Below are 649 nucleotides of genomic sequence, written 5' to 3'. Positions count from 1 at the left end.
ATCTGAATCAATGCTAATAAAACCAAAGAAGAATTATACTAAGACCACCAATTCTAAACATTGGTTGAGGAAACACCCCAACCTGATGAAGGATGTAACACCAGTAAGACCAGAGGAATACTTTGTAAGCGATATTACTTATATTAAAAGCAGAGAAAGAACCCATTACCTCTCATTGGTGACAGACGCTTTTAGCAGAAAAATAATGGGTTATCACCTAAGTGATGACATGAGTGCTGAAAATGTAGTGATGGCAATGAGGATGGCTGCTAAGAACAGAATAACCTCTAAAGAACTAATACATCATTCTGATAGAGGCTTACAATATTGTTCTACAATATATCAACTTGAATTAGAAAAATCGAATACAATACCATCAATGACCGATGGGTACGATTGTTATCAGAATGCGTTGGCAGAGCGAATAAATGGCATTTTAAAAGGAGAGTTCTTTATCAATAAATGTAATACAGGCAAAGAATTGAAACGACTAATCGTAGAGTCAATAAAAACCTATAATAACAAAAGACCACATTTGAGTCTTAAATACAAAACACCTAATTTTATACATAACAAAAAATCCAGCGAAGCTAGCTTCGCTGGATTGATTTAATTATTAAAAACTGTCAACCTATTTTAGGACGACTCA

1 protein-coding gene is annotated in these 649 nt (G+C 33.9%); it reads left to right on the top strand.

Features of this window, described 5'->3' with window-relative positions:
• Positions 1 to 613 (top strand): IS3 family transposase (locus VM932_RS16690; protein ID WP_326280433.1); only part of this gene is annotated, 613 nt, incomplete at its 5' end.
• Between the last annotated feature and the right edge of the window lie 36 nt (positions 614 to 649).

Origin of the sequence: Flagellimonas halotolerans (assembly GCF_035818535.1) — a bacterium.
Classification (GTDB): domain Bacteria; phylum Bacteroidota; class Bacteroidia; order Flavobacteriales; family Flavobacteriaceae; genus Flagellimonas; species Flagellimonas halotolerans.
The sequence above is the reverse complement of the archived record's forward strand: the minus strand, read 5'-3'. Positions and strand labels throughout refer to the sequence as shown.